The sequence below is a fragment of the Hoylesella buccalis ATCC 35310 genome, from assembly GCF_000177075.1.
GTDB lineage: Bacteria > Bacteroidota > Bacteroidia > Bacteroidales > Bacteroidaceae > Prevotella > Prevotella buccalis.
In genome coordinates this window covers 20,952-27,979 of record NZ_ADEG01000011.1, presented here as the reverse complement: position 1 = coordinate 27,979, position 7,028 = coordinate 20,952, and the positions used below count along the sequence as shown (strand labels likewise).

Sequence of the window (7,028 nt, the reverse complement as noted above, 5' to 3'; positions counted from 1 at the left end):
ATTGGACAAAAAATGTAGCGGCCTCAAGCATATATTCATGCTTGGGGCCGTTTTTACATGGATGGATGTTGGGAAAAAGGGTGACGAACCAACCGCCATCACCCTGCGTTAAAAAGGCATCACGTTTAGACCCGACTACTCATTGGCTACCAAATCTTCCATCACAAAAGCCTCTTTCGCTCCGATACCATACTGTTGTAACAGGTCGGCATCCATCACAAACACATCATGCAGCAAAGCGTTGGCGCCCGGCATCGGTCGTTCTTTATTCGTTTCCGTCACATATTGCTTGAACAAGTTGATGGCCTCTTCCATATTGGACAGAAACCATTGGCAATAACCGGCATTCAAACAATCGGTTGGCATGCGATGCTGATTGGCCAACAGGCGCGTGTAGATGGGAGCTGCCTGCTGAGGTTTCTGTTGTCGGAGATACCCCCAAGCCAACGAACGCTGGATGGACAGATTCTCGGGGTGGTCGTAATTCAACTTGAACAGCAGGCTCATCCCCTCCTCTATCTCGTCATTGTTCATCAGGGACACAGCTAAATTCAGCTGCACATGCTCGTTCGTAGCATCCATTTCCAACAACTTTTTGTTGTATTCGACTGCCTGCTCATAGTCTTCCAGATAAAAACCGGTGAGTGCTTTCCCACGAATGGCCTGCATGTCATCGGCATTCAGCTCCAAAACGTTCGTGTAAGCCATGTCGGCCGACCGATAATCTTTCTCCCGACAATACGCTCTGGCAGCCAGTCGCCAATACTCTATGTCTTCACTATCCACATACGCGCCGAGCAATTGCCACAGCTCTCTGTAGAAATGGTGCTTGTAAAGGAACTTTCCTACTTCCGTCATCCTATCCTTCAAGGGCGACTCACAAAAATAAGGGCACATCACGAAGAACACACTGTTTTCGCTAGCGCTTGTATCAAACGGATTGTGAAAATCGTTTTTGTTGTGGTAGATGCGATAAAAGCGGTACAAATCCTGCAAATACATTCGCCTGATGTAGGCAGAACTGTTTTTCTCTTCCATGCTGACCGAGGTGCCGAGGATGTCTTGACTGTTGAGCATTTCGCGCATGTTTTGAGGTATTTTGTCAATGATTGACGACAGTGCCAGCGCAAAAGAATATTTATCCGAGTCGCAGAATGGCCCACTCTCGAGCAACAACTGCATGAATTTGTTGCCACCCAGTTTGTCGTTCACCTGCCTGAGTTCAGGATGATCTTCGTAGAAAGGTACGAACCAGTTGCTCAATGTGGTGAAGAACGCAAACCGTTTCATTTGTGAGAAGCCGCCAAAATAGATGTCCGACCCAGCCTTCTGCATGTTCATCATTTGGTTGAAGTTGCGTTCCATCTCCTCCATGGCCTTGTCTGCTGCCCCCGGGTTGAGCATTTCATCTACCTCATCTTCTTCTTTTTCCACGATGCCCGCACGCGAAATGCTGATGTTACTGCCTTTCATGAGGTTGGGAATGATGTCTTTTTGCAGCTTCTCATTATCGGCATCGGCGTTCATACAGTAGAACATCTGCATTTGTAACTCCACTAATTCACGGCAGGTTTGCTCATTCTGACACAAAGTGTTGATGGCCTGTTGTATCTCGGGATAGATATCTCCTTCATTTTCCGGTAACGACAGCACGATGCCTACCAACGCCCGTTGCCTCAGATGTGGATCGGTTGCCTGGCGATAGACCTGCACCAGCGTTTGAAACTGATGGATGTCGAATAGCTGGATGGCCGACAACATCACGCCACTCAGCAACAATTGGGCGTCAATGGCGTCGATGGTGGGCGACAAAAGCAGTTCTTGGGCGAACTTAGCCGTGCTTTCATTCCATTGCGGAGACACCAGCAAGGCATTGAAAAGCTTTTTGACATATTGCTGATGTCGGTCGTAAAGTTCCTGTTTTTTGGTCTTCTGCGCATCCTGCGGCTCGAGCGAAAGCAACGCTATATCCTGCACGAACGCCTCCAATCGCTTCTTAATCATGTCAAAATCGGCATCCAGCGACTGCACGTCCATATAGGCTGCTTGGTACGAAGGATTCTCGTTGAGGAACACAGCCAACTGCACGTCAGCGTTCAGGACATACAGTGTTTTTAACAAACGGTCGTAAACCTCCTCAAACTGGGGGTCATTGAGGCCCTTGCGCATGTAAGACTTCATAAGTTCGTAATCGCTTTCAATACGACTGATGCGTGCGTTAAAAGCGTGAAGTTCATACTCGTGGATAAAAGTACGAAGGCTTTTCAAGGCCTCGCCTACGTTCTGTTCGGATGTAATGACATTCCTTATCTGCTGTAATTCGCTATCTGAGTATTCCAAAATACAATCTATGTTAATGATAAACTACGTCCAACGGCTATTTTACATAGCGTTGAGCTTTTTCAATATCTTTGGGGTCGGGCTTAGAAAGGTGGTTGAATTTCAGTTTAGGCAAGGCGTTCACCGTTCTTTGATCGGTGTTGCAATACGAACATATCAACGAGGAAAAGTGCTGAATACCATGCTTGTTGATAGAATCTACAGCCATGTTGTACGCACGGCCGAACGCTTTGAGCTGTGCGGTGCGTTGCTTTCCCTTGATGGAATCGGTGCGAAAAGCCAACACACCCAATCGAGTGCCCGTCTTCTCGCTCTCCGTCATCACCTGATGATGATACAATCGTGCGGTTGTTGCCTGCGGCTCAGTCAGCCACATGGCATCCATTTCGTTGTTGAGCAACATGTGCAAACGTACATGCACATCATTAATCTGTACCTTATAGACCCTGGATTTTGTCTTCACCCCTTTGAGACTCTCGTCGGTGAGGTAGTCGGTACCCGAGAAACGGGTCATGGCCACCATCTTATCACCCAACTGATTGAGCTGTTTCAAGCGCGCCGTTTTGTTGCTGATGAGCTGCCATTGCAGATTGGTGGCCGTGAGATAATCCAGCTTGAGTCCCTTTCGTTTCAGCCGTTCCATGCGCACGAGGTCGGACATGATGCCCTCTACGCTGCCACCGACAATGGCTGTGTCGGCATCCATCTGCGCCGTAAAGGGCTTGAGCCTGACATCTACATGCAGCGTATCAAACAGTCGCAGCTCTTGGGCCACATACAATGGAAGACAATCGAGCGTTGGCATCACGGCAATCTTCAACGCCTCGGCATTCTCCTGACGCAACTTTTCACGCTGAGCCTTCGTCACTTGTTGACGCTCTGTTGTGGACTGTTGACAAGCAACCAGCGAGATGAGCAGCACGGCTAAAAGCAATAACTTTTTCATACCTTGCAAAATTAAACATTAATTTTGATTCTCAGAAAATTATTATTACTTTTGTCTATCAACAATCCCACCACCATGGCAAAAGAAAAGATAGCTTATGTGTGTTCTAATTGCGGTCAGGATTCGCCCAAATGGATGGGCAAATGCCCCAATTGCGGACAATGGAACACGTTCAAGGAGATACGCATCGGCTCTGATACGTCGCAATCCACGGCCCGTTCGGTTGTCAATGCCTTCAAAGGCAACACGGAAAAGAACAAACCTTTGCGCCTGAAAGACATCTCAACGCTTGACGAACCGCGCATCGACATGCACGATGACGAGCTGAACCGCGTGCTGGGAGGCGGACTTGTTTCTGGCTCTATCACCCTTTTGGGAGGCGAGCCGGGCATCGGAAAGAGTACGCTGACGCTGCAAACCATCCTCCAAATGACAGACAAGCGGGTGCTCTACGTCAGCGGAGAGGAGAGTGCACACCAACTGAAGATGCGTGCTGAAAGACTGTCCAAAGCCGAAAGTGACCATGTGGTCATCCTGTGTGAGACATCTCTGGAACTGATTTTCGAACAAATCAAGACCGTCAAGCCGGAGTTGGTGGTGATAGACTCCATCCAAACCATTGCAACAGAGCATGTGGAAAGCTCGCCGGGCAGCATCTCTCAGGTGAGAGAATGCGCCGCTCTGCTGCTTCATTTTGCCAAAAACAGTGGCATCCCCGTCATCTTAATCGGGCACATCAACAAAGAAGGAACATTGGCAGGCCCCAAAATTCTTGAGCACATCGTGGACACTGTCATCCAGTTTGAGGGCGACCAACATTATATATACCGTATCTTGCGTGCCATCAAAAACCGCTTCGGCAGCACGTCGGAACTGGGAATCTATGAAATGCAGCAAGACGGACTTAGGCAAGTGAGCAATCCATCCGAACTGTTGCTCACGCAAGATCACGACGGACTGAGCGGCATCGCCATCTCATCGGCCATCGAAGGCGTTCGTCCATTCCTGTTGGAGACGCAGGCTCTCGTCTCTTCTGCTGCTTACGGAACGCCACAACGATCGGCCACAGGCTTTGACCAGCGTAGGTTGAACATGCTTTTGGCCGTGTTGGAAAAGCGGGTGGGCTTTAAACTCATGCAGAAAGACGTGTTTCTCAACATCGCCGGCGGGCTGCGCGTCACCGATTTGGCCATGGACTTGAGCGTCATTGCGGCTGTCTTGTCCAGCAACGTGGACACACCCATCGAGAGCGGATGGTGCATGGCTGGTGAGGTTGGCCTCAGTGGTGAGGTGCGTCCCGTCAGCAGAATAGAGCAGCGTATCGCTGAAGCCGAGAAGTTAGGCTTCACGCATCTCATTCTCCCTAAATACAATTTGCAGGGAATCAATCCACAACGATACCAGATAACCCTCCACCCCGTGCGCAAAGTTGAGGAAGCCCTCCGTGCCCTGTTCGGATAATTACCGCTACTGATTGGCACAGACGGAAGGCCGATTCATGCATCATTCTCTTGGAAGGTATGGCAATTAGAAGGGCATACCCACGGCGAAATGAAAGGTGAAGTCGCGACCAAAGTTAGGGTGAAGCACGGCGAAATGCTCCCGCTGTGTTTCATAAGCTGGATTGATGGCCTTCATACCCATGTCAAACCGCAGGATAAAAAAGTCGAAGTTCAAGCGCAATCCCAGTCCGTAGGCCACTGCTATCTGCTTATAAAACTCATGTAACTTGAATTGACCGCCAGGTTGTTCCTCATATTGTCGCAACGTCCAAATGTTTCCGGCATCCACGAAAGCCGCTCCATGGAATTTCCAAAACAACTTGGTGCGGTATTCTATGTTCATGTCCAGCTTCATGTCACCCGTTTGATTGATGAAGTCAATGCGCCCATCGGTACCGCGAAAGCTGCCCGGCCCCAACTCTCTGACGCTCCAGCCCCTCACCGAGTTGGCTCCACCCGAGAAGTATCGCTTCTCAAAAGGCAAGATTTTCGAGTTGCCATACGGATAAGCAAGCCCCAAATCAATGTGCAACGCCAGCGAGTTGTGCGTATCAAAAGTAATCAAACGGGTATAGTCAAAGTCGCCTTTGATATACTGTGCGTAGGCCGTATTAAATAAGGTGTACTGTCCTTGCGCGTTTTTACGGAAGGACAGCACTTTAGAAAAGCCCTTCAAAATGTTGCCGGCCGTCTCGATGTTGGCGATCATGGCATGACGACCATTATTGAATCTCAAACCGAAACCCATCTTCATGACCAGCAAATTCTCATAGTTGTATCGCAAGATAGCATTCCTACTACTGACGTCGTCCAGGTAATCGCGCTTGAACGTATCAGAGATCCAAGGCATATAGACATAGTTGAGATCAATCAAGTCCATGCGATAGGACGAATATCGTTTCGGTTCATTCCATCGATATCTAAACGCTGCGGACAAAACCCTACGATGAAATTCCGGACGATTCTGCAAGTTGTAACTGAAAGACAACTCCGATGATGCCGTGCTGCGCCGTTGAAACGCGCTTGATAGGAAAGGAGCCAGCAAGCGGGGAAATTGCAGTTTGGCCTCAGCGTTGTACTCCTGATAATCCTGGTCGTTATATCCTTCCAAGCCTGTGATAGCCTCAAAGGCACCTCTTAGCTGCACCCGCAGCACCTCACTGCCACGAAAAAGGTTTCTATTCTCGTAGGTCAGCGACACGGCTGCCCCCAGATCACCGGCCGTGTTGGTGCCTTCGGGCTGAAAAGACAGCGTGTGAGGCTTGTTGTGGCTCAGCTGTATGTCACAATCCAACAGCGTGGTGTCAGGCAATTCCTTAAACTTGATGTTGGTGTACCTCACGGCTTGCAACCGTGCGAAGTTGTTGTACGTCGTTTGCAGATGAGCGGCCGAGAAGGGTTCTCCCGCCTTGATGGCCGTATTATATTCAAGTATTTTGGGACGCAGATGGATTCCCGACTCCTCACTGGAAGAGAATTTCACGTCACGAATGAAATAACGTGGATGATTGGTCTCAGGTGCGTCACTGTTGGCACGGTATTTCAACAGTCTGACCACCAGGTTGATGTCGGTATTGTTGCGTGCCGAGTCGGCCTCAAAGACGATAAAATCCTTGTGAAATTTATAAAAACCACTATCCAACAGCAGCTTGGTTATTCGGTTACGCTCTTCGTCCAGGCGTTCCACTGTGAAGCGCGATCCGCTCTGAAGACTGCGAATAGCATGCTGAGGTTTGTCCAAAGCCAGTATTCGTTTGATGCGTTCGTCCGCAATGTCATATCTCACACGGTTGATACGATATGGCTCTCCCGGATGAAGCGTGTAGATGGCTTTCAGCTTTTTGCCTTTTATTTTTGTCTGCAAGTCTACCTCCGCATGCATGTATCCAGCGTTTTGCAGAGCCTTCTTCAGGTCGTTCATCGACTGGTTAGCCTGCACGGTATCAAACAGCACCGGCTCTTCGCCAATCTTTCGCAAGGTACGGTTCACCCATTTCGTGGTATCACGCCCCGAAAGAGAATAAGTTCCCAGCGGAATGTTGAACAAAGAGAACCACTTGGAGTTGGCTTTCTGTCGGATATAAGGCTCCAACGAGGCAGCATCAAAGCCCTTCTGATCGGACTTGATTTCAACCTCTTGCAACAGATACTCGTTCTCCGGGATGAATTTACTCGATGAGCAACCAACCAGGAACAGCAACGTCAGAAAAAAAATCGATAATTTTACTTTCCTCAAAATG

At 49.1% G+C, this 7,028-nt stretch carries 4 protein-coding genes; 1 reads left to right on the top strand and 3 read right to left on the bottom strand.

Translation table 11 applies throughout. The annotated features are described in order from the left end of the window. Window positions 1–135: 135 nt before the first annotated feature. Both HMPREF0650_RS00815 and HMPREF0650_RS00810 read right to left on the bottom strand, forming a co-directional pair. The gene (locus tag HMPREF0650_RS00815; RefSeq protein ID WP_004347549.1) at window positions 136–2,340 is read right to left on the bottom strand and encodes a tetratricopeptide repeat protein; all 2,205 of its coding nucleotides are present in this window, start codon (window positions 2,338–2,340) and stop codon (window positions 136–138) included. 37 nt (window positions 2,341–2,377) lie between these two features. Continuing rightward, window positions 2,378–3,286: an ABC transporter substrate-binding protein gene (locus HMPREF0650_RS00810; protein WP_040561953.1), complete on the bottom strand. Its 909-nt coding sequence runs from the start codon at window positions 3,284–3,286 to the stop codon at window positions 2,378–2,380. 75 nt (window positions 3,287–3,361) lie between these two features. Between HMPREF0650_RS00810 and radA the strand changes: the two genes are divergently transcribed. Further along, window positions 3,362–4,747, top strand: a complete 1,386-nt coding sequence (gene radA / locus HMPREF0650_RS00805) for a DNA repair protein RadA (RefSeq protein ID WP_040561965.1) — start codon at window positions 3,362–3,364, stop codon at window positions 4,745–4,747. Between the two features lie 66 nt (window positions 4,748–4,813). On the opposite strand, the gene tamL is transcribed toward radA, so the two are convergent. Beyond that, window positions 4,814–7,024 carry a translocation and assembly module lipoprotein TamL gene (tamL, locus tag HMPREF0650_RS00800; RefSeq protein ID WP_050774817.1) on the bottom strand — a complete coding sequence of 737 codons (2,211 nt, stop codon included), beginning with the start codon at window positions 7,022–7,024 and terminating at the stop codon, window positions 4,814–4,816. Between the last annotated feature and the right edge of the window lie 4 nt (window positions 7,025–7,028).